22 protein-coding genes and 2 pseudogenes are annotated in these 23536 nt (G+C 46.6%); 15 read left to right on the top strand and 9 right to left on the bottom strand.

Going from position 1 to position 23536, the window contains the following annotated elements; genetic code table 11:
• Positions 1-48: 48 nt before the first annotated feature.
• Positions 49-777 (top strand): DUF169 domain-containing protein, encoded by a 729-nt coding sequence (locus B5F91_RS08580; RefSeq protein ID WP_087428677.1) that lies wholly within the window; start codon positions 49-51, stop codon positions 775-777.
• 36 nt (positions 778-813) lie between these two features.
• Here B5F91_RS08580 and B5F91_RS08575 read toward each other — a convergent pair whose 3' ends face one another.
• The 6 genes and pseudogenes from B5F91_RS08575 to B5F91_RS15300 form a co-directional block, all read right to left on the bottom strand.
• A complete protein-coding gene (locus tag B5F91_RS08575; protein ID WP_087428676.1) occupies positions 814-1434 on the bottom strand; it encodes a CatA-like O-acetyltransferase, family 2 in 621 nt (206 codons plus the stop codon).
• Positions 1431-1883, bottom strand: a complete 453-nt coding sequence (locus B5F91_RS08570; RefSeq protein WP_087428675.1) for a hypothetical protein — start codon at positions 1881-1883, stop codon at positions 1431-1433. The genes B5F91_RS08575 and B5F91_RS08570 overlap by 4 nt, the downstream gene beginning before the upstream one ends.
• 14 nt (positions 1884-1897) lie before the next feature.
• A complete protein-coding gene (locus tag B5F91_RS08565) occupies positions 1898-2284 on the bottom strand; it encodes a hypothetical protein (RefSeq protein WP_087428674.1) in 387 nt (128 codons plus the stop codon).
• Positions 2281-2757: a GNAT family N-acetyltransferase gene (locus tag B5F91_RS08560; RefSeq protein ID WP_087428673.1), complete on the bottom strand. Its 477-nt coding sequence runs from the start codon at positions 2755-2757 to the stop codon at positions 2281-2283. The genes B5F91_RS08565 and B5F91_RS08560 overlap by 4 nt, the downstream gene beginning before the upstream one ends.
• A gap of 7 nt (positions 2758-2764) precedes the next feature.
• Positions 2765-3100, bottom strand: coding sequence for a GNAT family N-acetyltransferase (locus tag B5F91_RS15305; RefSeq protein ID WP_239416387.1), 336 nt, complete (start codon positions 3098-3100; stop codon positions 2765-2767).
• 123 nt (positions 3101-3223) lie between these two features.
• Positions 3224-3772, bottom strand: a pseudogene (locus tag B5F91_RS15300) (GNAT family N-acetyltransferase); the annotation flags it as partial.
• 302 nt (positions 3773-4074) lie between these two features.
• On the opposite strand from B5F91_RS15300, the gene B5F91_RS08550 reads away from it, so the two are divergent.
• The 5 genes and pseudogenes from B5F91_RS08550 (at position 4075) to B5F91_RS08535 (ending at position 7880) form a co-directional block, all read left to right on the top strand.
• A complete protein-coding gene (locus B5F91_RS08550; protein ID WP_087428672.1) occupies positions 4075-4473 on the top strand; it encodes an FKBP-type peptidyl-prolyl cis-trans isomerase in 399 nt (132 codons plus the stop codon).
• Positions 4474-4509: 36 nt separating this feature from the next.
• Complete coding sequence (locus B5F91_RS15395) at positions 4510-5463, top strand: hypothetical protein (RefSeq protein ID WP_239416386.1); 954 nt, start codon at positions 4510-4512, stop codon at positions 5461-5463.
• A gap of 15 nt (positions 5464-5478) precedes the next feature.
• A pseudogene (locus tag B5F91_RS15390) lies at positions 5479-6111 on the top strand (AAA family ATPase); the annotation flags it as partial.
• Positions 6104-7144, top strand: coding sequence for a 5-methylcytosine-specific restriction endonuclease system specificity protein McrC (gene mcrC, locus B5F91_RS08540; protein ID WP_087428671.1), 1041 nt, complete (start codon positions 6104-6106; stop codon positions 7142-7144). The pseudogene B5F91_RS15390 and the gene mcrC, both read left to right, overlap by 8 nt.
• Before the next feature lie 82 nt (positions 7145-7226).
• The gene (locus B5F91_RS08535; protein WP_087428670.1) at positions 7227-7880 is read left to right on the top strand and encodes a CatA-like O-acetyltransferase; all 654 of its coding nucleotides are present in this window, start codon (positions 7227-7229) and stop codon (positions 7878-7880) included.
• Positions 7881-8034: 154 nt separating this feature from the next.
• On the opposite strand, the gene B5F91_RS08530 is transcribed toward B5F91_RS08535, so the two are convergent.
• Together B5F91_RS08530 and B5F91_RS08525 are read right to left on the bottom strand one after the other, a co-directional pair.
• The gene (locus B5F91_RS08530) at positions 8035-9312 is read right to left on the bottom strand and encodes a peptidoglycan DD-metalloendopeptidase family protein (RefSeq protein WP_087428669.1); all 1278 of its coding nucleotides are present in this window, start codon (positions 9310-9312) and stop codon (positions 8035-8037) included.
• A gap of 12 nt (positions 9313-9324) precedes the next feature.
• A complete protein-coding gene (locus B5F91_RS08525; RefSeq protein WP_087428668.1) occupies positions 9325-10992 on the bottom strand; it encodes a formate--tetrahydrofolate ligase in 1668 nt (555 codons plus the stop codon).
• Positions 10993-11090: 98 nt separating this feature from the next.
• Between B5F91_RS08525 and B5F91_RS08520 the strand changes: the two genes are divergently transcribed.
• Both B5F91_RS08520 and B5F91_RS08515 read left to right on the top strand, forming a co-directional pair.
• Positions 11091-11954: a hypothetical protein gene (locus B5F91_RS08520; protein ID WP_087428667.1), complete on the top strand. Its 864-nt coding sequence runs from the start codon at positions 11091-11093 to the stop codon at positions 11952-11954.
• A complete protein-coding gene (locus B5F91_RS08515; RefSeq protein WP_087428666.1) occupies positions 11951-12853 on the top strand; it encodes a transglutaminase-like domain-containing protein in 903 nt (300 codons plus the stop codon). The genes B5F91_RS08520 and B5F91_RS08515 overlap by 4 nt, the downstream gene beginning before the upstream one ends.
• A 160-nt stretch (positions 12854-13013) precedes the next feature.
• Here the strand turns inward: B5F91_RS08515 and B5F91_RS08510 are convergent, their stop codons facing one another.
• Entirely contained in the window at positions 13014-14156 is a 1143-nt protein-coding gene (locus B5F91_RS08510; protein ID WP_239416384.1) for a M50 family metallopeptidase, read from the bottom strand.
• 148 nt (positions 14157-14304) lie between these two features.
• On the opposite strand from B5F91_RS08510, the gene trxB reads away from it, so the two are divergent.
• The 7 genes from trxB to B5F91_RS08475 all read left to right on the top strand — a co-directional run bounded on the left by trxB (position 14305) and on the right by B5F91_RS08475 (position 23527).
• Positions 14305-15252 carry a thioredoxin-disulfide reductase gene (gene trxB / locus B5F91_RS08505; protein WP_087428697.1) on the top strand — a complete coding sequence of 316 codons (948 nt, stop codon included), beginning with the start codon at positions 14305-14307 and terminating at the stop codon, positions 15250-15252.
• A gap of 17 nt (positions 15253-15269) precedes the next feature.
• A complete protein-coding gene (locus B5F91_RS08500) occupies positions 15270-18086 on the top strand; it encodes an insulinase family protein (RefSeq protein ID WP_087428665.1) in 2817 nt (938 codons plus the stop codon).
• Between the two features lie 15 nt (positions 18087-18101).
• Positions 18102-19589: a DUF5687 family protein gene (locus B5F91_RS08495; protein ID WP_087428664.1), complete on the top strand. Its 1488-nt coding sequence runs from the start codon at positions 18102-18104 to the stop codon at positions 19587-19589.
• A gap of 83 nt (positions 19590-19672) precedes the next feature.
• Positions 19673-20386: an ABC transporter ATP-binding protein gene (locus tag B5F91_RS08490; protein ID WP_087428663.1), complete on the top strand. Its 714-nt coding sequence runs from the start codon at positions 19673-19675 to the stop codon at positions 20384-20386.
• 155 nt (positions 20387-20541) lie between these two features.
• Complete coding sequence (locus B5F91_RS08485; protein ID WP_087428662.1) at positions 20542-21048, top strand: NlpC/P60 family protein; 507 nt, start codon at positions 20542-20544, stop codon at positions 21046-21048.
• Positions 21049-21399: 351 nt separating this feature from the next.
• Positions 21400-22290 (top strand): DUF4858 domain-containing protein, encoded by an 891-nt coding sequence (locus B5F91_RS08480; RefSeq protein WP_087428661.1) that lies wholly within the window; start codon positions 21400-21402, stop codon positions 22288-22290.
• 61 nt (positions 22291-22351) lie between these two features.
• Positions 22352-23527 carry an iron-containing alcohol dehydrogenase gene (locus tag B5F91_RS08475; RefSeq protein WP_087428660.1) on the top strand — a complete coding sequence of 392 codons (1176 nt, stop codon included), beginning with the start codon at positions 22352-22354 and terminating at the stop codon, positions 23525-23527.
• Positions 23528-23536 lie beyond the last annotated feature (9 nt).

Raw genomic sequence — 23536 nt, 5'->3', positions numbered from 1 at the left:
CTTTAAGAAGAAATTTGTATATTTGTTTTCACGATAACAGCAAAACACATGAACATACAAGAATTCATCTGCAAATATCAAGAAGCATTTGGCAAGAACACGCCCCTTCCCATTGCCTTCGGCTATCACCATAAGGCAGCCGAAGAAGTGAAAAAAATACCACGTTGTATGATAGGCGCGATACGCAAAGTCTGCAACGGAAAACCCTTAACACTTTCAGCAGACAATGTGCTATGCGGCGGAGGCAGCCTTTACACGGCTTTTGCACCTATGCCCGACCGTGTGCCGGTATTCGTCTCGGAAGTGGAGCACTACAAGCAAAACCAAGAACAAGTAAAAGCATACATCAACCGGTTGGATATTCGGCTTACGAAAAAGCCTTACCTCAACTTTATACGCATTGACCAGTTGGAAAGCTTGGAAGAAATGGAAGGCATTCTCTTCTTCGCCACGCCCGATGTGCTTTCCGGTTTGTGTTCGTGGGCATTTTACGACAATAACGACAATGATGCCGTCTGCACCCGGTTTGCTTCAGGCTGTTGCAGCATCGTGACTTTTACTACAAAAGAAAATGCAGCAGGAGGCCGCCGTTGCTTCATCGGTATGCTCGATCCTTCGGCGCGTCCGTTAGTTCCCAAGAACGAACTGACATTCACCATACCGATGTGCAGGTTTAAGGAAATGCTGAACACCATGGAACAATCAGCCTTGTTTCAAAAAGCATATTCCATCGTACGGAAACGTATCAACGGGGAAATACAAAAAGAAACGGAATGAAAAGCAGAACATTCATCACGGATGATGTGTATGGCTTTATACATGAAGGTCCCGAATTTCCTTTTGCAGATTTTCTAAAAAACGGGAAGCATGTGCGCCGTCCATCTGTGTATGGTGGAACTGAAAAGAGACAGTCAATGTATGTTTCCACCAATGCCGTTTGTATTTGCCCCAAATCAGAAACGGATTATTGAACACACCGCTATACATGCCTACTGCCCCGTCTATCTCATATTGTGCAAGGGCAGACGTACCAATCACCATGCTATCCGTCAAATCATGGTTCTGGCAGCTTTCGGCAACTTGCTTCGTCAATCTTAAATAATCGGCATTGAACTGCTGCAAATTATCGGAAAAAGGGACATCGCAAGAACTGACTTCACCCTCCCGATTGGCTACAATGGTGCAAACGGCAAGATTTTCATATTGCATCAACTTCTTGCCGACAGGCAGCATATAGAACTCTTTGATGTTGCTTGCCGCTTTTCCGACACACCAGCACATCAGCATATTGAACTTCAACCCTGTCCGTTTGCTGATGCGAAGAAGACGAGTTACATCTACCGTCTTGAAAAAGGTAAGCATAGGCATGGGCGCATTCATCCACATTTCAAATGCGTAGGCACGGGTCGTTTCTTTTGGATTTACTTCTTTCATTCTATCGCTCGTTTTAAGATTTCTTCGGTTTCTATGCGCATCTTGCACTCAGGATTTCCGCGTAATATCGAGCTACAGATAGCCACGTTAAATTTTCGATTCTTCCACAACGAATGCAAAACATAAAGGATGCTCTGCTTAGAGCATTCACAGAGCAGAGGTGTTGAAACATAACCTTGTTTATGAAGCTCACAGGTGCATTCCAGAAAATACAGGTTATAAACAGAACCTTTCTCTATCGTTTCGCATCTTACTCCCGGCAATTCATTGGCTTTGGCGAAAAACTGGTCAAAGTCTCCAGCCGCCTGTTCATACAAGTCTTTATAAATCTGAAGCGTGCCGCACTGTACACAATGCTTTCCGCATTCCGAAAAGAATTGCTCCCTTTGCTCCGCTGTAAGTTTGGCAATTCCTTTTTCAAAACCTTTGAACCAATCTGATAATTCCATATTATTTGATTGTGTTATGTATGTGTTTTTACTATAATTGGAGACAACAGCGTAGTCGCCAGAACCAACAACCACAAATTGCCGGACAACGGATTATAAGCGGCTAAAAGTTCCGAAACGGTACTGCCTCCCGCCAGTCCTGCGGCAAATTCAAAAGCAATCGTCAACAATGCCCAGCTTATCCCAATCAACCAGCCATCTTTGGAGGTAAAGGCTTTTATCATTCGAGGCAATAGCAGCCAAGTTATCAGGAAAATACACACGCTTAATATAATCCCGCTCATAGGCAAAGCCCATTCCTCTCCGATAGCTTCCACTAATACATATTCCCGCAACCCTCCATTGAGGATGGCCACGGGGATAAAGCAAAGCCATATTATGAGGGATTTCAAGATGTTCATATAGCCTTCTCCATTACATAGTTTGTCAGCCAAAGCCGATTGGCTCTCGCCTTCTGTTCCTTCACCACCTTGTAGCCACGCTTCTCAAAGAAAGGTCGTGCGGTGATGCTTACTTCAACGTTTATTTTGTGTACCTCGTATCTACGAGCCATTTTTTCCACTTCCGAAAGCAGCAAGGTTGCCACACCCTTTCCTTGCCAGTCCTTGTGGACAAACATGGAGTGCAGATAGCCGTCTGTGTTCATGGAGGAAAAGCCGATAATATTGCCTTGTCCGTCAAGTGCACCGATATAATTGTTCTTTGCAAACAGTTCTTTCCAATGCTCTACGCTGTCTCCGCACGAAGCCCAATCCTCGACTTCCTCTTTCGTATAGTCCTTGGAATTGACAGTAAGAACGGTGGCACGGAACAATTTCCGCATTTCCGGGATGTCTTGTGCTGCCAACCGACGTATATCCAAATTTGTTACCATATACCTTTTATATCTTACGCTTAAAATAAATCATATCTTTCAGCACCTTACCATCTTCCATAATTGGATGGTCATAATTCTTTAAGAAAAAGTTGGCTACAGTATGCGAATACATGAAGCCGCAGCTCTTGTAGAAAGAGAAGGTTTGCCCGCTGTCGCCCGTACCCGCAAGCAACGTATGAAACTGGTCTTTATAGTGTTCGCGTATGTACGCAATCATTCTTCGCCCATACCCTTTCCGTTGAAAGAGAGGATGAACTGCCAAGTTTTTCAATTCCAATACGCCGTTCCCCTCATCAGTAACCACAGCTATGGCTATGGGTGTTGCTGCTTGATTCTGCATGACGAACATTTTGCCTCGCTCCAAATATCTGTCAATCATGGATTCCTGTTCATCCCCAAGTAGCAAAAGAGGCAGATAACATTTCTTATCGCTTATAACGGGCTGAATCCATACTTGATTTGCCTCCCATTCCCCCTTCGTCATCCGCATGAAATGTTCCGTGCGAACATCGCCAAGCGGAGAAGTCTTGCCTTCTTCCGTATGATGAAAACGGAAACCGCATTTCTCCATCACACGCCGGGATTTCACGTTGCCGTCATAATACCCGCACCAAACGGCAGTTATTCCCAAATCCTCAAAACACCTTTTCAGCAAGCAACGCACGGCTTCGGGTATCAGTCCTTGCCCCCAATAAGGCACACCTATCCAATAGCCTATCTCCGCCTCGCCCGGTCGCATTTCAGCACTGTGCAAACCGTCTCCGAACATGATACCTACGCTACCTACCGGCTCGTCCGTCGCTTTTAATACCACCGCATACGTTTCGGGAGCGGCAAACACCGTGCGGATTATTTCCAAACTGTCCGCTACCGAAGTATGAGGAGGCCAACCCGCAACGGGACCAATGGCAGGGTCTTTGGCGTATTTGTACAAGGCTTCCGCATCCGATTCCCGCCAAGGGCGGAGAATCAAACGCGAGGTAGTCAACTGATGAGTCGTTTTCTGTTCCATTGTGTAAATAATGCTTTTGAATATACTTCTGCGAAGATAGCAATAATCTTCCAATCCCCTGCCTGCATTCGCCGCGGATTTCTTTGCCATTCTCCCATTTTCCCCGTATCTTCGCAAAAATAAGATTTTTGAGAACGAAATATTGTTGGAAGAAGTATGGATAATTAGGTTCATTGATGAAGCCGTATGTGTTGGCTGACGAAACCGTATGTGTTGGTTGACGAAGCCGTATGTGTTGACTGATGAAGCCGTATTCGTTCTCAAAGAAGGTTTGAAGTATATTTTTTCATATAAAAATCTTTATGGATAAGAAAGCATACATACAAGCCAATAAGGATTGGCTGGCAAAAAAATCGAAAGAAGAAGGTGTATTACCTTTGCCAAAAGGCATTTTTTACAAAGTGATATCGTCAGGAGACTCAACAGGTAAAAGTCCGTCATTGCGAAGCATTGTTACTGTGCATTATACGGGATGTACTATCGATGGCAAACAGTTTGATACCAGCCGTGGAGGTGTACCGCTCGCCATCCGTTTGTCTGACCTGATAGAAGGTTGGATTATTGCCTTACAGCAGATGCGCGTGGGTGACCGATGGGAAATATTCATCCCTGCCGAACAAGGATATGGCAGACTTTCCCAGCCTGGCATCCCTGCAGGTTCCACACTGATATTCGATGTCGAACTGATAGGGGTGATGTAAAGCAAGATTTGAAAAATCAGTAAAAATAAAAAAGATATGGTGAATATAAATTTTGATAATCTTACTGCGATAATTGATTCGTATAAACAGTACTTTGCAGACCATTATTCTGATGAAATTTATAAATGGAAAGCTGTAAGACATTTCCAACTTCATTGGGACATAGAAGCAGACGACTTTAAAGGAATGTTAGTACAAGCATTGGGTAAAACGGGGAATTTGTTAATTTCAATGAATAATTTCCCCAAAAAGATGTTGGAGAGATTTTGTGAAATTGATTCAGATAAAGTTCGTAAGATGTTTCAAATTTTATATGATGAGACAAAAGATCTTGCATACAGAATGGATTCGTTTAAACATAGTGCGGATGAATTGGTGAAGAAATGGAATAAAGGGAAACAGCATTATCAGAATTTTAATGCCATTACAACTTATCTTTGGTTGCGCTATCCTGATAAGTATTATATTTATAAGTACTCTTGTGCAAGGGAGTTTGCAAAAAAGCTGGATGCAGCATTTGTTCCTAAAAGAGGTATCGATGCCAAAAGCATTGTAGAAATATTTAAGTTATATGATGAAGTAGCAATTATTCTTCAAAAAGATTCTGATATACGTAACCTTTTAACAGATAAGCTTTCAGAAGATTGTTATCAAGATGAGAAGTTAAGGACAACCGTAATAGACTTAGTCTATTTTGTAGGAAATTTTTCAAATTTTACTCAAATGCCTAAACAGATAATAGAAAAACCAATAAACGATAATCCATTGCCTGATAGTTCGTTTGAAAAATACACAGAAGAAGATTTCTTACGCGAAGTATATCTAAATAAGGCAGATTTCGATATGCTTCGGCATTTGGTTAGAACCAAACAAAACGTTATTCTTCAAGGAGCGCCGGGAGTAGGAAAGACATTTTGTGCCCGTAGGTTAGCATGGGCAATGATGGAAGAAAAAGACGAGAGCCGTATTGCTTTTATCCAGTTCCACTAAAATTATTCTTATGAAGATTTTGTGATGGGCTATAAGCCAATGGGGGAAACGTTCGAATTGCAAAAGGGCTTGTTTTATAAGTTTTGCCAAAATGCTTCCAATCATCCAGATAAAGATTACTTTTTCATTATTGATGAAATCAATCGTGGTAATCTGTCAAAAATATTTGGAGAACTATTGATGCTTATTGAAAAGGATTATCGTGGAGAAAAACTCACGTTGGCATACAAAGACGAAAAGTTTTCAGTCCCTCGGAACCTATATATAATCGGTATGATGAACACCGCAGACCGAAGTTTGGCATTAATAGATTATGCATTGCGCAGGAGATTCAGTTTTTTCGAAATGCGCCCAGGATTTGATACGGAAGGATTCAAAGCTTATCAGAAAGAAAAGAAAAATGACCGTTTCGACGTTTTGGTGGAATTAATCAAAGAATTGAATAAACAGATAGAGGCAGACGATTCTTTAGGTGCAGGTTTTGAAATAGGGCATAGTTATCTTTGCACGAAAAATCCAATATCAGACCAATGGCTGAAGGCTGTTGTGAATTATGACATTATTCCTATGTTGCAGGAATATTGGTTTGACAATAAACAAGAAGTGAAAAGATGGTCGGACAAACTGAACGGGATATTCCATGACTAAGGATAAGACTATATTGATACGCAACATCTATTATATGCTGTCATACGCCTTTTCGGAATTGAAAAAGAACAATTATGAGCATATCGCAAAAGAGGAATTCGACCACATCCAAGACCTGTTTGCCGAAATCTTATACAAAGGAGTTTCGGCACAACTGAAACGTGGCTTGCATCGTAAATACGTGGAGCGGCAGGAAAATCTTTCGGTTCTGAAAGGGCGGTTGGATATAAAAGGGACAATCACGAATCGGATGCGTTGCCAAAACAGGTTGAGTTGTGAATATGATGATTTGTCGGAAAATAATCCCTTAAATCAGATATTGAAAACAACTATATCTGTTTTGTTGCGCGACATCAATCTTTCCAGCTCTCGAAAAGCACAATTACGGCAGGTGATGCCCTTCTTTTCGGAGGTGGAAGAAATAGATATACGTGCTATCCGTTGGGAAAACTTGACTTATCAACGGAACAATCAGGCATATCGGATGTTGATGAATGTTTGCTATTTTATCATTGACGGAATGTTGATGACTACAGAGAGCGGCAAATATCGGATGACAACCTTTTCGGATGAGCATTTGAACCGTTTGTTTGAACGTTTTGTCCTTGAATATTACCGCACGCATCATAAAGAATTGTCTGCCAATCCGGATCGGATATACTGGGATATTAACGACAATGAATCTTGCATGGTTGAATACCTGCCGATTATGAAAAGTGATATTGTGCTGCATAAAGGCGAACGGACACTAATTATCGACACGAAATATTATGGCAAAGCCATGCAATATCATTTCAGCAAGCCAAGTATTCATTCAAATAATCTGTATCAAATATTCACCTATGTAAAAAACTATGATGCGCATCATACGGGCAATGTATGCGGTCTGCTTCTGTATGCAAAAACAGAGGAAGATATGGCACCCGACTTGTCCGCAATCTTCGGAAACAACCGGATAATGGTTAAGACATTGGATTTGAATCAGGATTTCGAAGCCATTTCCAAGCAGCTGGAGCAATTCCTCAATTTTTGAGTTACAACCTTACTTACCTCTTTTATTCTTTGCCATTCTCCCATTTTCCCTGTATCTTCGCAAACAAAAAAGCGAGAAAAACATGAACAGCCAATTCCATATCATAGACAAATCCACGTGGGAACGAAGCGTTTACTTCGATTATTATTACAACCAAATCAAATGCAAATACAACCTGAACGCCAATCTGGACATCACCCGCTTAGTGGCGGCACAGAAGGCAAAAGGGCTCCGCTTCTTTCCGGTGATGCTCTACGTCATCATGAAAGCCGTCAACCGCAACAAGGAATTCCGGATGAGCTTCGACGAGGACGGGCGATTAGGATACTGGGACGAGGTAGTGCCCTCCTACACGCTTTTCCACCCGGAGACCAAGACGTTCACCGACATCTGGAGCGAATACAGCGAAGATTTCGACACGTTCTATCAGACCATTGTAGCGGACATCGAGGCGTACCGGAACGTGACGGGCGTCATCAAGGCACGCCCCGGACAACCCGCCAACTTCTGCCCCGTGTCGTGCCTGCCGTGGCTGAGCTACACCGCCTTCGCGCAAGACACGTACACTGAGAGCAAACTCCTTTTCCCCCTCATCAAGTTCGGGAAATACTTCGAGGCGGACGGGCGGATACAGATACCCGTTTCCGTATTCGTCAGCCACGCCGTAGCCGACGGATACCACACCTGCAAGCTCATCAACGACATGCAGGAGATAGCGGAGGCGTGCTTAGGATAGTGCTCATAGAATCAAAATTTGGGTTTATTTGCCCGAGAGATAAGATTATTTGTCCGAAATCGGACTTTTTTCGCGGCAAAAATGCAATTCGACCCCTCGAATTGGGCTTCCGCAACCGGAAAAGTGCCGTTCGAGGGGGCGAATGAAGGTTGAATTATCTATTATCCACGGTATCCGCCTTCACTTCAATCGCTCCGAGCACCCGGAGGAGGGAGTCGCGGACGACGGCGAATTGCGGGCGGTTGGCTTCGCTTATCGGCTTCTTGGGCTGCGACTTAATGGTGAGCGGATTGACGGGCGTGCCGTTGTCGTAGACGCGGAAATCGAGGTGGGGACCGGTGGAAAGGCCGGTGCTGCCCACGTAGCCGATGACTTCTTTCTGCTTCACTTCCGAGCCGACCTTGATGCCTTTGGCGAAGCCCGAAAGGTGCATATAGGTGGTGGTGTAACGGCTGTTGTGACGGATTTTCAGGTAATTACCCGCCCCTCCGGCTTGGTATGCCTTGGCGATTACCTTGCCTTTCCCGATGGCATAGACGGGCGTGCCTTTGGGGGCGGCGTAGTCCACGCCGTGGTGTGCCCGATAGCGGCGAAGGACGGGATGAAAACGGCTGTTGGAGAAGCGCGACGAGATGCGGTAGTAATCGAGCGGGGCTTTCAGGAATTCGCCTTCCAAGCTGTTCCCGTCGGCATTGTAATAGAGTTCTTCGCCGTCCTGCACGAAGGGAATAGCATAGTAGACGCTGTCTTCGTGCGCGAACGAAGCCGCTAAGATGTGGAAGTTCTGCAAGGCTTTCCCTTCTACCGTTTCCTGCTCGTACCACACGCGGAACTCGTCTTCTTTCTGCAAGCCGAAGAAGTCGATGCTCCACCCGAAGATGTTCGAGAGGTCGAGCGCCAGTTGGGGATTCGTGCCGCATTGCTGCATCGCCACCCATAGCGAGGATTCCACCCGTCCGCCTACCGTTTTACGTTCCCACGTCACGGGATTCTCGCTGCGGGTCACTTGAAAACCGTTGCGCAAATCGAAGACGATGTACGACTTAGGGCTTTCCTCGTAGACGAAGTATTCTTTTTGCGGGATGCTGTCTTTCGTAGAGAAGACCGCATACGCCTGTCCGTCCTTTATCTTGCGCACGTCGAACACGCCTTCCGACTTTTCCGTCAGCTGATGCACCTCGGTCAGCGACAAGCCGTGCTTGCGGAGGATGACGGAAAGGTTCTGCCCCGGCTCTACTATCCCGTACTGGATTTGATAGTCCGAGACAGGTATTCCGTACTTGCGCACGATGTTGTCTACTTCGGCAGAGTCGGTCACTTCCACTTCGTCCAAGGGCTGTGCCAGGTAATTCATATAGTGCCTTACTCCGACAACGCCCAAAAACACGGCAACGACTACAGCCGCAATGATGTATCCTCTTCGTTTTTTCATTTCTGCTATTATTTACGATAATCCTTCTATCTCCCCGTTTACGATGTCGATGTGCAACGCTTGGGGCTCTTTGGGCAAGCCCGGCATACGCATTATTTCGCCCGCGATGACCACCAGCATTTCCGCACCGGCATTCAGCACAATGTCGCGCACGTGGAATTCGAAATCCTTTGCTACGCCATACTGTTTCGGGTCGGTCGAGAACGAATATTGGGTCTTGGCGATGCAAATCGGGAACTTTTCGTAGCCCAACGCTTCCGCCATTTTGATTTTCTTCCGTGCCGTGATGCTGTATGTCACTTCGCTTGCTCCATATAAATTGCAAGCCACCTTCGAAATCTTCTCCTCGATGCTATCGGTATCTTCGTATGCGAAATGCAAGGGTTGCGAAGGATGCTGCTCGACAGTGTCTACCACCAATTGTGCCAATTCAACGGCTCCGGCACCTCCTTCGACAAAAGCATTGTTTACGGCAAAGCCTACACCTGATTCTTCACAATGGTGGCGCACCAAGGCGATTTCCTCTTCGGTATCGTTCGCATAGCGGTTGAACGCCACAACCACCGTCTGCCCGAACGAGCGCAGGTTTTCGATGTGCTTATCGAGGTTGGCGAAACCCTTCTGCAAGCCTTCCATGTTCGGTTCTTTGATTTTATCGAGACTTACACCGCCGTGCATTTTCAAGCCCTGTGCCGTGGCTACAATCACGGTCAGCTTAGGCTGAAGTCCCGCCTTGCGGCACTTGATGTCGTAGAACTTCTCTGCACCCAAGTCGGCGCCGAATCCGGCTTCGGTAATGACGTATTCGCCGAACGTCATGGCAAGTTTCGTAGCCAAGACCGAATTGCATCCGTGGGCAATGTTGGCGAAAGGACCGCCATGTACAATCGCAGGCGTATGTTCGGTGGTCTGCACCAAATTGGGCGCAATAGCGTCTTTCAGCAAGACCGTAATTGCACCAGCCACGCCCAAGTCTTTCACCGTAAACGGTTTGTTATCCACGGTAAAACCTAACAGGATATTCTCGATGCGCCGACGGAGGTCTGCCTCGTCTTTCGCCAGGCAAAGGATTGCCATAATCTCCGAAGCGGGTGTGATGTCGAAACTCGATTCGCGAGTGATGCCGTTGGTCTTGCCTCCCAATCCGGTCACGATATACCGCAAGCCGCGGTCGTTCACGTCCAGTACACGGTTCCACAGCACTTCCTTCATCGCAAAACCATTGTCTTGATTCTGATACATATAATTATCGAGCAAAGCGGCAATCATGTTATGCGCCGAAGTAATGGCGTGGAAATCTCCCGTGAAATGCAGGTTGATTTTCTCCATCGGGAGCACCTGAGCGTATCCTCCTCCGGCTGCCCCGCCCTTCATTCCGAAACACGGTCCGAGCGAAGGCTCGCGCAAGGCACAAAAAGCTTTCCGCCCGATGCGGTTCAGCCCCAAGGCAAGCCCGATAGATACGGTGGTTTTTCCGATACCGGCTTTGGTCGGGGTGATAGCGGTCACCAATATCAGGTTGCTTTGCTTCACCTTCTCTTCATCAATCAATGCTTCCGAGACTTTTGCCATATAGCTTCCATAATGATGCACTTGGTCGGTCGGAATCCCATAATTCTGGGCTATCTGCTTAATTTTCATCAGCTCCGTACTACGAGCTATTTCTATATCTGACTTCATATCCAAGAATTTAAAATTGGAGTGCAAAGATAGAAAATTTCTTTCAAATGTCCGCCGCTTTCGCTATATTTGAGGCGGAAACCTAAAACCAGCAAAAGATGAAATACATTGTTATTTGCTTATTCACCCTTACCACTTTTACAGTTCAAGCCACATCATACGCAGGCGACATCATTCACATTAACGGGGAGGAATGGAATCTGTTGGCTAACCCGATAGAAGAAGATTCGGCCTTACTGGCACAAGTCTTGAACTTCTTGCCTGAAGAACGTGACCATAGTACGTCCAACTGGTATGGATATACCGCACATTGGGAAATGCGGGAAGGATGGCTTTACCTAACTGGAATTAAAACCGAACCATACGATGAAGTCCACCAAAGACATTCTAGCCTGTTTCTTAATGCGGACACACTAAGGCATATCTTCTCTCCTTATTATAATGCGGAACAAAAAGCCATCTGCGCCCGTTGGATTAGTGGAGAACTCCGGGCGGGAAAAGGAAAAATGATACGCTATTCCCATGCAGGATTCGACCGCAACTTAGAGATAGAGCTATTTATGGATGTAAAGAACGGACAAATCATCCGCACCAGACTTTATCATAACCACAAGACAGAAGGGGTTACACCTCTAAACGTTTCCGAAGAGTTGTCGGAACGCTTCCCGTGGAGCCGTTTCCCCGAATTGAGAGGAAAAGAACTTGCCGTAGAAGTGAAAAGCGTATGCATCGATGAAGACGGGTGTCTTTCAGATGCCACGATTTATGCGCTCCATGTCACCCATACCAATCAATCCTTTAAAGACCCTAATCATCCGCTTGTTAAAGCATTCATCGAAACAATGAAATCGGTTTATCCATGGCAAGTGCTTTATATCTACGACAAACGAATCGTTGAGTTCGATGATTCCCTTATTAAGTTAAGTGAAGTAAATAACATTAAAGATAAAACAGATTTATGAAAAAGACATTGAAAATTATTGGCTATACATTAGTTGGACTAATCCTTATCTTTATCACCGCTGCCTTACTCATCCGCTTCGTTTTCAAAGAGCAAATGATAGCATATACTTCTAAACTGGAAGAGACAGAACGTATCGAATTATTACGCAATGCCACGCCATACGCTTCTGATACGGCACATTATCATTTTGTGTATCAACAAGACACACTTCAAGCACAAAAGATACGCGCGTATTTTCGCCTTGACACCTTATTGACAGATTCTGCCGCAAATACTTGGGATAAGGCTTTAACATTGGCTAAGTTCGTAGCAAAGAATATCCCGCATGCCAACCAAACGAAATATCCCGAAAAGCGCAACGCCATCGACTTGTGGAAATACACCCGCGAAGTGGAACCGGCATTCAATTGCCGCCTGCACTCCATTTTATTGCATGAACTGATGCTCTCCGAAGGCATTACCAACCGTTTCGTCACTTGCCTTCCTGCAGATACGCTTGATTCGGATTGCCATGTGGTAAATCTGGTCTGGCTTCCCGAACAAAACAAATGGGCGATGATAGATTCGGACATGCAAGCCTGGATAAGCAATTCGGAAGGCACTCCCCTCTCACTGGCAGAGATGCGGGAACGGTATATCTCCGGTTCACCGATGCAAATCCATCCCTTATTCGATAGCCTGAAAGAAGACTTCAATTATGATTATTACCGTTCGTATTGGGCAAAAAACCTTTATTGGTTTATCTGTTGGGAAGAGACGGGATATGGCAAAGAGGATGCCATGAAAGGGCGTCAAATCACATTGGCACCAGCCGGATTCACCGACCCTGACGCAGGTCCTTCGGATATACACACAACGGATGCCGAACGGTTTTGGGCGGCTCCTGATTCGATATAAGCCATATCACTTCCCAGTCCTGCCAAGGTAGGACTGGAGTTTTTACCCAGTCAGGACTCCAGTCCTATGCAGGTGGGACTGCAGTCCTGCCCTATCGGGATTAAGGGAGGACTGGCATGCAGAGTACGGAGCATCTGTATGGATAATCCTGCTTAAATGCTTAACATTGGGAAAGCAACGATTCCATTAGGGCGAGATCCATATTCACTTCGCCCTGCATCAAGTAACTCTCCCGCTTTGCCTTCACGGTGCGGTAGATTCCTTCCGCCTTTTCTTTGTCGTGCTCCATATACAAAGCTATAGCGAAAAGCTGGCGTTGCTTGGCACTACTCACCTTGCTATATGTCCGGATATATGCCACTAATTTATCGATAGCAAGTTCGCGGGCACGTTCCTCCTTCCCTATGACCAATGCGGTAAAAAGCAGTTCGGCTTCTGCCTCTTGCTTCAAGATGCCTACCAGTTCCTTACTATGGCTTACCGCTTCTTCCAGCCGGACGTAAGCTTCCTCCCACTCTTCCCGGTCTTGCATCCGCGAGATTTCCATGAGCGCAACGGTGGCTTGCAACATATCGCTATAATCTATTTTCCCTTCCAAACGGAACCAAGCTTCAGGCATCTCCTTCGGGCGCATTCCTTCTTGTATCAACGCGTTTATCCGAAGCTGGAGGACGAGGGCACGCTTGGTGCCGGGATTCCGCTTCAAGAGACGGAGCGAATAGGCATCGTTCCCGATACCGCCTAACTTCATCGGGATGCCGTTGAGCAAGCCCAAGAATACCCCTATCCCCATAAACTGGATGAGAAACATTTTCCATAAAAACGGCATACCGTCTATAAATAAAAACGGGAACAATGCCGCAAATGCCGTCAGGAAATTCATCGCTACCCCACCTATATTATATAAGGTAACAGGAATCTCTTCATCGGGCTTTTCGGGAGGCACCAGCAAGCATTGACCGCCCGTCCCGCTCACGCTAAAGCGTTTCATGCGCACCTTCCCACCTTGGCGTATCCATGTAAAGCTGAAGATGCGGAACGATACGAAACGGTAGCCCGAAGCCAGCCCGCAAACCAAATGCCCCGCTTCGTGCAGGACGACTTGCAAGGAAACGGCTATCAGGAAGAAAACCAATGAAAGCAACGGGATGCCTATCACCTCCATCGCATTGAGCCGCAAAAACTTCCCGATATATTCCGAGAACGACATATCTCTGAACAAGACCAGCCCCACTCCCGCCACGACCAGCCCCATCAGGATTCCAATCAAGAATCCGCCTATGATTTTCAATACCTGTTTCATCTTCTTATCAATTTAATAAACACGAAGGTAAAAAGAATAATCTGAATCTGCAAATCGAAGTTTTTACGCCTCTCTCTTCATACTTCAATAAAAAACGCTATCTTTGGCACGAGAAATAACAAACAACACATAAAAACAAGGAATGAATATGACAACAGAACATGTGAAATGCCTGATCATCGGGTCAGGTCCTGCCGGATATACGGCAGCTATCTATACCAGCCGTGCGAATATCGCTCCGGTGCTTTACGAAGGAATCCAGCCGGGCGGCCAACTCACCATTACCACTGAGGTGGAAAATTTTCCGGGCTATCCCGACGGAGTGACGGGACCGGTCTTAATGGATGACCTGCGCAAGCAAGCCGAACGTTTCGGTGCCGATATCCGTCCGGGTATCATCACTAAAGCCGACCTGAGTAAGGCTCCTTATACTTTCGAAACGGATGAAGGAAAAGTAATCACCGCCGATACGGTGATTATCTCTACCGGTGCTACCGCTAAATACTTGGGATTGGAAGACGAAAAAAAATATGCAGGTATGGGTGTAAGCGCTTGTGCCACTTGCGACGGATTCTTCTACCGGAAGAAAACCGTAGCCGTAGTAGGCGGAGGAGATACGGCTTGCGAGGAAGCCATTTACCTTGCCGGACTGGCAAAACAAGTCTATCTTGTTGTGCGTAAGCCTTATCTGCGTGCTTCGAAAATCATGCAGGAACGGGTATTGAATCATCCTCATATTCAAGTGCTCTTCGAACACAATGCCGTAGGATTGTATGGCGAAAACGGTGTAGAAGGAATGCACGTGGTGAAACGTATGGGCGAACCTGACGAAGAACGTTACGATGTGCCCATTGACGGTTTCTTCCTTGCTATCGGACACAAGCCGAACTCGGATATATTCAAGCCGTGGGTAAAGACCGATGAAACGGGCTATATCTTGACCGAAGCCGGAACGCCGCGCACCGGAATCCCTGGAGTATTTGCGGCTGGAGACGTAGCCGACCCGCATTACCGTCAGGCGATTACCGCTGCCGGAAGCGGATGCAAGGCGGCTATCGAAGCCGAACGATACCTCTCAGCTAATGGAATGTTATAATTTATTGCTCAATACAAATGAAAAAGATTTTTAGAAAAGCATTAATCGCCGTGTTTCTCATTGGAAGCACAAGCGTTGCATTTGCCCAGCAGATGCCCCCTATCCCTACCGATCCGGATGTGAGGATAGGCAAATTAGAGAACGGATTGACTTATTATATCCGTCACAATGAATTACCCGAAAACCAAGCCGATTTCTATATCGCACAAAAAGTCGGCTCTATCTTGGAAGAAGATAACCAGCGCGGGCTTGCCCACTTCTTGGAACACATGTGTTTCAACGGAACCAAGCATTTCCCCGGTACCAGCTTGCGCGAATATTTGGAATCTATCGGTGTGAAGTTCGGAGCCAATCTGAATGCCTATACTTCAATAGATGAAACGGTGTACAACATTAGTAATGTACCCGTTATCCGTGACGGTATCATTGACTCGTGCTTGCTCATCCTGCACGATTGGGCAGATGACCTTACACTCGACCCAAAAGAGATAGACAAAGAGCGCGGAGTTATCCACGAAGAATGGCGTACCCGTCTGGGGGCAATGATGCGTATGTACGAAACGGCATTCCCCACCCTTTTCTCGGGAAGCAAATATGCGTATCGCTTACCCATCGGAACCATGGAAGTGGTGGATAATTTCCCTTATCAGGACTTGCGCGATTATTACGAGAAATGGTATCGTCCAGACTTGCAAGGCATTATCGTGGTGGGCGACATTGACGTAGACCAAATCGAGACTAAGATAAAGAATTTGTTCGGTCCTATCCAAATGCCTGCCAACCCTGCCGAGCGCACCTATTTCCCTGTGCCGGACAACAAAGAGCCTATCGTTTCGATTAATAAGGATAAAGAGCAGGAAATCACCCAAGTAATGGTATTCCATAAACACGAGCCTTTCCCAGCCGAGATAAAGAATACCGTGGGCTATCTGGCATATTCATTTATGGATTATGCGATATCTCACATGCTGAACGCCCGTTTAGGAGAACTTCTGCAAACCGCTACCCCGCCTTTCATCAATGCTGGAGTGCAAGATATGGACTTCATACTTGCTAAGACAAAGAAAGCGTTTACGGGCGTGGCTATCTGTAAGGAGAACGGCATTGAAACAGGCTTGGAAGCCTTGATGCGTGAGATAGAACGGGCACATCAGTTCGGATTCACCGCAAGCGAATTTGCACGTGCAAAAGCCGATTACCTGAGCAATCTGGAAAACGCATACAACGAGCGCAACAAGATGCGTAACGAACAGTTCGTAAGCCAATATGTATCTAATTTCATCGATGGAGAACCTATCCCAAGCGTGGAATATGAATACACCATGATGAACCAACTGGTGCCGAATATCCCGCTGGAAGGCGTGAACGACCTTTATAAGCAATTGGTGAGCGACACCAACATGGCGGTATGCTTGTTCTGTCCGGATAAGCCCGACATGAAATACCCTACCGAAGCCGCTATCAAGCAAGTACTGGCAAAGGTAAGTGCCGAAAAACTGGAGCCGTATGTAGATAAGGTGTCCGATGAACCGTTGATGAAAGAAACACCTGCCGGAGGGAAAGTGGTAAATACCGAAAAAGGACAATACGAATCGACCGTACTGACCCTGAACAACGGAGTGCGTGTGGTGTTGAAACCCACTAATTTCAAGGCAGACGAAATCCGGATGCAAGCGTTCAGCGCAGGAGGAAATTCATTGTTCGATGATAAGGATGCCTTGCAATTCAAGGTGCTCAATGATGTCGTATCGTTGGGCGGACTGGGCAACTTCAGTGCAACCGACCTACAAAAAGTCTTGGCAGGCAAAGTGGCTTCGGTATCTGCTTCGGTACGCACCCTGAGCGAAGCCGTAAACGGAAGTTGTGCACCGAAAGACTTGGAGACTTTGCTCCAGCTCACCTACCTTACTTTCACTGCACCACGTGCCGACCAAGCCGCGTTCGAATCATTCAAGACCCGTATGAAAGCAGCTCTCGCCAATCAGGAAGCCAATCCGAATACAGCATTGAGCGATACGGTGACTCAGATGTTATATGGAAATAATCCGCGTGTCACACGTCTGAAAGCCGAGATGATAGACCAAATAGACTATGCGAAAGTGATGGATATGTATAAGGATCGTTTTGCCGACGCGAGCGATTTCACCTTCATCTTCGTAGGCAATATTAACCCGCAGGAAGCTACTCCACTCATCGAAACCTATTTAGGAAGCTTGCCCGCTACAGGACGCAAAGAAAGTTTCCGCGATGTAAACCTTGACATCCGTAAAGGCGAATGGAAGAATGTCTTCCACAAAGACCTTCAGACCGAAAAAGCGACCGTACTCATCGTAGAAAGCGGAACGTGTGATTATACGTTGAAGAACAAGCTGATGATGAACATGCTCTCGCAACTCCTCACCATGGAATATACTGAGACCGTACGCGAAGAAGCCGGAGCCTCATACGGCGTAAGCGTACAGGGCAGCATCAGCAAATACCCGAAGGTAGAAGGTGTCTTGCAAATCTATTTCGATACCGACCCAACCAAACGTGCTGAAATGAGCAAGCTCATTGATAAGGGCATCGAAGACTTCATTGCTAACGGACCGAAAGCGGAAGAACTTGCCAAGGTGAAGGAATACATGCTCAAAACCTATGAAGCCAACCAAAAAGAAAACGGATATTGGCTGGGGCTTTTGCATGGATATTTGTGGGAAGGTTTAGACTCACGCACCGGATACACCGACTTGGTGAACGGAATCACGGGCGCCGACCTCCAACAATTCGCCAAAGCGTTTGTTTCTCAAAAGAACCGCATCGAAGTGAGCATGACTTCGGGTGATATTAACTAACGTCTGAAAATAGATATGACACACCTGTTCTTCGATATCCGAAAATTACAGAAGCTTGACGAAAAGCGAAGTCCGATGTTCGAGAAGAACCGCTTCGCTAAAGTCATGGTATATATCGGAATCGCATTTTGGGCAGCATACCTCGTTTTATTCGGGGTATTGCTGCCCTCGGCTTTTTCCGAAGGTTTCCCCGGCATGGAGCCTTACCACATCCTCAACAAAGGATTACTCATCGTGCTTACGCTCGATTTCTTGGTAAGGTTCTTGTTCCCTACTCCCATTCAGGAAGTCAAGCCTTTCCTCTTGCTTCCCGTACCGAAACGAAAGGTAATGGCAGCACTTCTCCTACGCGAAGCCATAAATCCGTTCAACTTCTTTTGGCTCTTCTTCTTCGTGCCCTTTGCCCTGCTAAGCGTCACCCGCTTCTACGGACTGGCAGGCATCGTGGGATATGCGCTCGGTGTGTGGCTCCTCACCGTGATGAACTCCTACTGGAGTATGCTCATCCGCGTATTGAAACGCCAAAGGTTCATTTACATCTGCTGGTGCCTCCCCGTCTACGGACTGCTTGCCCTGTTAGAGTTCCTTCCCGACACGCATTGGGTCAGCACTTTCACCATGAACTGGGGCGAAGGCTTTATCTTGTGGAATCCCTTCGCCTTTCTTGGCGCATTGACGGGCATCGGGCTAATGGGTTTCATCAACTACAAGGTGCAACTCCGCCTGATTTATAACGAACTCTCGCGGGTAGAAGACACCAAAATCAAGAAAATCAGCGATTACGCCTTCCTTGACCGCTACGGGAACGTGGGTGAATATATGCGTCTGGAATTAAAGATGCTTTTCCGCAACAAAAGCCCCCGAAGCCAGTTCTGGAGTCTGATTGTCATCACCGTATTGTTTGCTCTTGCCCTAACCTTCGGCTTGTACGAAGAAAGCGGTATGAACGGTTTCATCTGCCTTTATTGTTATTGCGCATTCGGGCTGGCAACGCTTAGCCAGATTATGGCGATAGAAGGCAATTATATCGACGGGCTGATGGTGCGTCGCGAAAGCGTTTACAATATGCTTCGTGCCAAGTACTATGTGCAATGCGGTATGCTGGCTATTCCGTTCATTTTTTGCTTAGTACCCGTATGCAACGGAGAGATAACCTTGTCTATGGACTTAGCGTATCTCTTTTTTACGGCAGGAATCATTTTCCCCGGCATGATGCAAATGGCGGTGTACAACGACAAGACCGCCCCGCTTAATACGGGGTTAATGGGGAAACGCCAGAACAACAATGTGTACCAAACGGTGATTGTAGTTGCCTCGCTCACTGTCCCGCTCCTCGTTAATAGCGGGCTGGAACTGCTCTTAGGGACTACAGGAAGCTACATCACGATGAGCGCATTAGGCTTAGCCGGCTTCCTCACCCACCGCCTCTGGATAAATAACATCTACACCCGCTTCATGGCACGGAGATACCGTAATATGGAAGGGTTCCGGAACACGAGATGATGATTAATGAAAAATTAATAATGAAGGGTTAATAACGTACTTCCCCACTATTCACTATTAATTATTAACTATAAACTAACGACATGGAAATAACAATCACAAACCTGAAGAAAATATACGGCACACGCACCGTACTCGACATTGACGCCTACACCGTCCGCACGGGCGAAATCCTCGGATTGGTGGGCAATAACGGAGCAGGAAAGACCACCCTGTTCCGCCTCATTCTCGACCTCCTGAAAGCCGATGAAGGCAATGTACATATCGGCGATATCGAAGTGAGCCAAAGCGAAGCGTGGAAAGACACTACGGGCGCTTACATGGACGAAAGTTTCCTCATCGATTACCTCACCCCCGAAGAATATTTCTATTTCGTAGGGAAAATGTGTGGGCTCGACAAGGCGACTGTAGATGAAAGACTCATACCCTACGAGCGTTTTATGAACGGTGAAATCTTAGGACAAAAGAAACTCATCCGAAACCTCTCGGCGGGCAATAAGCAGAAGACGGGCATCCTTGCCGCCCTGCTCAACCGCCCCCAACTCTTAATATTAGACGAACCGTTCAACTTCCTCGACCCCAGTTCGCAATCTGCCTTGCGCCACCTGCTCCAAGCTTACAACCAAGAAACAGGTGCCACCATCCTCGTGTCGAGCCATAACCTGACCCACACGATAGAAATCAGTACCCGCATCGCCCTCTTGGAACACGGACGCATCATCCGCGACATCGCCCCGATTAACGAAGAAGCCCAACACGAACTGGAAAGCTATTTCGAAATCAGAGCCGAAGAATGATTAGTTTTCACTCACCACAGATTACACAGATTTTGATAATTAATAATTAAGAGTGAATAATGAATAACGACAAGCGTTTCCGCCTACCAAACTATTAATTATTCATTATTAATTATTTAATTCTGTGTAATCTGTGGTGAAAAAATACACCCACCATGAAAAAACAGATACTCCTTTTAGCGGCACTCCTCGCCCTTCTCACCTCCTGTGGTACACGTGCCCCACACTATGATTACCGCGAACTGGCACAAGCCGCCTTACGCCTCGATATAGACATCGATATGGACGATAATCACCGCCTCTATATTGAATCGGCACGCTGGATAGGTGTACCTTACCGTTCGGGAGGAACCACCCGGCGCGGCGTGGACTGCTCTGGATTTACCAGCAACATCTACCGCACGGTCTACCGCAAACGCTTAAAACGAAGCTCCGACCGCCAGCGCACCGAGGATTGCCGCAAGGTGCGCAAAGCCAAGCTGCGCGAAGGCGACCTCGTCTTTTTCCACAATGGGCGTAACAAGCGACGTGCCACCCACGTAGGCATCTATTTGAAAGACGGACGCTTCATTCATGCCAGTACCAGCCGAGGGGTTATCGTAAGCTGCCTGAACGAGCCTTACTACAAACGCTGCTGGATGCAAGGTGGAAGGGTGAAATGAAAAATAAAAAAACTACAAGCGAAAAACAATGTTTGTCAAGGAGTCCGTCGTCTATCAGTTTTCGTATCAAAGAGTGGACTTCAGGGGTATCTGCTGCCCTGAGCGGTGCAGCTATGTATCTTCACGGTTGCAATCTGCTGACATGACTTATGTATATATATGCGCAAAATAAGAAATCCATTGCCACGTGGAGAGGATTGTGTACCTTTGCTTAGTTCATAGTTGATAGTTAAGCCGGCATTATCAACTACCAATTATCAACTATTAACTATCATCTATCCGTTGTTCCGCTTTTTATGCTTACTTTTGTTCCGCTTTTACACTAAAGAAGCATGATTATTGGAATTAGAAATGAATTTGCGTTATCATACATTATTTATATTATCCGTTTTATCCGGCACATTGCCTCTGTATGCCCAACATGAAAAAGAACAAGAAATCCGATTGAACGAAGAAGCTATCCGGATGATTCAGTTCGACTTTAGCGGCATGGAAAAGCCTCGTGAAGAGATGAAAGCTGTTACGCTAGACAAGCCTTGGATGAAATTTAAAAAAGACTTGCGTCTTCCGCGAAGCCTTACAGACACAACCAAGGTGAAGAAACCTACAGGATATATACGGATGCTGCCTTATAGCATTTGGACCCGCTTTGGCGAAGATCCTATTTACGACGTGCTGGTGTTGGGACGGACTGAAAAATGGGAAATGCACTGGAAGCTCAATCCGAATGCGATTTATACGGAAGAATACGGACGGAGCTTGACGCCGGGGACAGGTATGATGTTTGAACGCGCTGTGGGACGCGCCGGAGGGAACGTAGGAGCAGGAGCCGTCATCGGGGGACTGGACTTTTTGGGCGTCATCTATGACAACCTTACTCCGCGCGGACGGATGCTGAAGCACAACCGCAAACATGCCAACGCCTGGAAGATTTACAAGGATTATCAGCCAACACGCGAGGACAGCCTGAAATTCCCTACTTATTATCGGTTGCTTCCTATTTATGCTCCGGCAGATAGCGGTACGGTAGTGCGCTCCGAAATACCAGACTCCCTGTCCCAACATCCAGCGGACACAATACCTCCGCCTGCACCCGATGAAGATCGTTTCTACGAGCTTATTCGCCAACGTCAAGCAGAAGACTCTATCCGGCGTCAGGAATTTTTCCGCAAAGACAAATCGCGTGGAAATGCGTATGACATAGACAAGCAAATCCGACGAATGCGGGAAGAACGGAACTAACGGATTCAGATAATCCGACAATATATTTTTTACGCATTTAAATTGCTAAAATAAAAAAGATATGAATAACTTTACGTTTTATAGCCCTACTGAGTTTGTGTTTGGAAAGAATACTGAGCAACAAACAGGTGAATTGGTAAAGAAATACCACGGAACAAAAGCCTTGATTGTGTATGGCGGAGGTTCAGTCATACGAAGCGGTTTATTAGACCGGGTAAAGAAATCGCTGGAAGAAGCGGACATTGCCTACATTGAATTAGGAGGCGTACAACCGAACCCTACCGACCCGAAAGTATATGAAGGCATCGAATTGGGAAGACGGGAGAAGGTGGATTTCCTCTTGCCTGTAGGAGGAGGCTCGGTCATTGATACCGCCAAAGCCATTGCAGCCGGAATCCCTTACGAAAGTGACTTTTGGGATTTCTTTACTGGAAAAGCGATACCGCAAACAGCTTTGCGCATCGGTGTGGTGCTCACTATCCCTGCCGCCGGAAGCGAAGGCTCGGGCAATTCGGTTATCACAAAAGTAGACGGACTGAAAAAACTCAGCCTGCGTACTCCCGAAGTGCTCCGTCCGGCATTTGCCGTAATGAACCCAGAAGTGACCTATACACTTCCTGCATGGCAAACCGCAAGCGGCATCACCGACATGATGGCGCACATCATGGAACGATACTTCACCAATACACCCGATACAGAAGTGACCGACCGCCTGTGTGAAGGCACATTGAAAGCCATTATCAAAGAAGCCCGAACCGTAATGAAAGAGCCGCACAATTACGGTGCACGTGCCAACATCATGTGGGCAGGCACCATTGCACACAACGGCATTTGCGGTACCGGACGTGAAGAAGATTGGGCTTCACACTTCATGGAGCACGAAATAAGCGCACTCTACGACGTGACTCACGGGGCAGGACTTGCCGTCATCTTCCCCGCATGGCTGACTTACATGGCTGACTATAACGTAGGCAAAGTTGCCCAATTCGCCGAACGGGTATGGGATGTTCCTGCCTCGACCGACCTGAAGGTCGTAGCATTGGAAGGCATCGCCCGATTTAAGGCATTCTTGCACGAAATAGGTATGCCTACTACCTTTAAAGAATTAGGCATCGAGCATCCCGACATTGATTTGCTTGTAGCTCATCTGCACGAGAACAAAGGTGAACTGGTAGGCGGTTATGTCCGGCTCGACCGCCAGGCAAGCCGGGCAATTTACGAAATAGCTAATAGTTAAACTTTAAAC

Source organism: Bacteroides sp. An322 (assembly GCF_002161765.1).
Lineage (GTDB): Bacteria > Bacteroidota > Bacteroidia > Bacteroidales > Bacteroidaceae > Phocaeicola > Phocaeicola merdavium.
Note: the sequence above shows the minus strand (reverse complement) of the source record. Positions and strands in the feature narration are given on the sequence as shown.

Bases quoted from the DNA above. Each gene is read 5' to 3' on its own strand.
- B5F91_RS08580 (WP_087428677.1), top strand. From the start codon at position 49: ATGAACATACAAGAATTCATCTGCAAATATCAAGAAGCATTTGGCAAG.
- B5F91_RS08575 (WP_087428676.1), bottom strand. From the start codon at position 1,434: ATGAAAGAAGTAAATCCAAAAGAAACGACCCGTGCCTACGCATTTGAA.
- B5F91_RS08570 (WP_087428675.1), bottom strand. From the start codon at position 1,883: ATGGAATTATCAGATTGGTTCAAAGGTTTTGAAAAAGGAATTGCCAAA.
- B5F91_RS08565 (WP_087428674.1), bottom strand. From the start codon at position 2,284: ATGAACATCTTGAAATCCCTCATAATATGGCTTTGCTTTATCCCCGTG.
- B5F91_RS08560 (WP_087428673.1), bottom strand. From the start codon at position 2,757: ATGGTAACAAATTTGGATATACGTCGGTTGGCAGCACAAGACATCCCG.
- B5F91_RS15305 (WP_239416387.1), bottom strand. From the start codon at position 3,100: ATGCAGAATCAAGCAGCAACACCCATAGCCATAGCTGTGGTTACTGAT.
- B5F91_RS08550 (WP_087428672.1), top strand. From the start codon at position 4,075: ATGGATAAGAAAGCATACATACAAGCCAATAAGGATTGGCTGGCAAAA.
- B5F91_RS15395 (WP_239416386.1), top strand. From the start codon at position 4,510: ATGGTGAATATAAATTTTGATAATCTTACTGCGATAATTGATTCGTAT.
- mcrC (WP_087428671.1), top strand. From the start codon at position 6,104: ATGACTAAGGATAAGACTATATTGATACGCAACATCTATTATATGCTG.
- B5F91_RS08535 (WP_087428670.1), top strand. From the start codon at position 7,227: ATGAACAGCCAATTCCATATCATAGACAAATCCACGTGGGAACGAAGC.
- B5F91_RS08530 (WP_087428669.1), bottom strand. From the start codon at position 9,312: ATGAAAAAACGAAGAGGATACATCATTGCGGCTGTAGTCGTTGCCGTG.
- B5F91_RS08525 (WP_087428668.1), bottom strand. From the start codon at position 10,992: ATGAAGTCAGATATAGAAATAGCTCGTAGTACGGAGCTGATGAAAATT.
- B5F91_RS08520 (WP_087428667.1), top strand. From the start codon at position 11,091: ATGAAATACATTGTTATTTGCTTATTCACCCTTACCACTTTTACAGTT.
- B5F91_RS08515 (WP_087428666.1), top strand. From the start codon at position 11,951: ATGAAAAAGACATTGAAAATTATTGGCTATACATTAGTTGGACTAATC.
- B5F91_RS08510 (WP_239416384.1), bottom strand. From the start codon at position 14,156: ATGAAACAGGTATTGAAAATCATAGGCGGATTCTTGATTGGAATCCTG.
- trxB (WP_087428697.1), top strand. From the start codon at position 14,305: ATGACAACAGAACATGTGAAATGCCTGATCATCGGGTCAGGTCCTGCC.
- B5F91_RS08500 (WP_087428665.1), top strand. From the start codon at position 15,270: ATGAAAAAGATTTTTAGAAAAGCATTAATCGCCGTGTTTCTCATTGGA.
- B5F91_RS08495 (WP_087428664.1), top strand. From the start codon at position 18,102: ATGACACACCTGTTCTTCGATATCCGAAAATTACAGAAGCTTGACGAA.
- B5F91_RS08490 (WP_087428663.1), top strand. From the start codon at position 19,673: ATGGAAATAACAATCACAAACCTGAAGAAAATATACGGCACACGCACC.
- B5F91_RS08485 (WP_087428662.1), top strand. From the start codon at position 20,542: ATGAAAAAACAGATACTCCTTTTAGCGGCACTCCTCGCCCTTCTCACC.
- B5F91_RS08480 (WP_087428661.1), top strand. From the start codon at position 21,400: ATGAATTTGCGTTATCATACATTATTTATATTATCCGTTTTATCCGGC.
- B5F91_RS08475 (WP_087428660.1), top strand. From the start codon at position 22,352: ATGAATAACTTTACGTTTTATAGCCCTACTGAGTTTGTGTTTGGAAAG.